Source organism: Oleiphilus sp. HI0079, assembly GCF_001635105.1.
Map to the genome: position 1 here is coordinate 1 of NZ_LWFT01000215.1, position 910 is coordinate 910.

At 52.1% G+C, this 910-nt stretch carries 1 protein-coding gene; it reads left to right on the forward strand.

The features are described 5' to 3' along the window. Positions 1-910: aminotransferase class III-fold pyridoxal phosphate-dependent enzyme (locus A3750_RS03155; RefSeq protein ID WP_156498350.1), on the forward strand; the 910-nt coding region annotated here is incomplete at both ends.

A 910-nucleotide genomic window follows, 5' to 3' on the forward strand; every position in this document is an offset into this window, starting at 1 on the left:
ATCTCAGGCGCCACATACCATCGCCGCGAGCAAGGAGCTTGAAGGCAAACTAGCCGACGTGGACTTTACCAACCAATATCGCGTGCCTTTTCAGTTCCGACGTTTGATGTCACGAGAGATTCCTCTTGGGCTGATGGCCGATACCAGTAGTGGCACGCAGATTAGAGATTTGGACGGAAACTGGTCTTACGATCTGACAGGCGCATATGGGGTAAACCTCTTCGGTTATGATTTTTACAAGGAATGCATTGCAGAAGGCATGCAAAAAACCGCGGAGCTCGGTCCTGCTCTTGGTCCATATCACCCAATCATCACCGAGAACATTGATCAGTTGCGCAAGATCTCGGGTATGGACCAGGTGTCTTTCCATATGTCGGGCACCGAAGCGGTCATGCAGGCTGTTCGCCTAGCGCATTACCATACGAACAAGCCGCGAACTGTGGTTTTTTGCGGCGCTTATCACGGATGGTGGGACGGCGTTCAGCCCGGCATCGGCAATCCTCGTAAAGTGCACGATGTGTATACATTAAAGGAAATGTCGAAAGACACGCTTCGGGTTTTGCGCACCAGAAACGATATTGCTTGCGTTCTCATTAACCCTCTTCAGGCGTTGAATCCAAATGGCGGTAGCGCCAGCGACTCCATGCTGGTTGCAAGCGACCGCCACGCGATGTTTGACAAACAAGCGTATGCGGATTGGTTAAGGGAGTTACGCGCGGTCTGCAGCCAGAAAAACATTGTAATGATCATGGACGAGGTTTTCCTCGGGTTTCGCCTCGGTCCAGGAGGTGCACAAGCATACTTTGACGTAAAAGCCGACATGGTGACCTATGGCAAAACACTTGGTGGAGGTCTTCCCGTAGGCGTGGTTTGCGGAAAAGCCGAGCTCATGCAGCGTTATCGAGCCGAC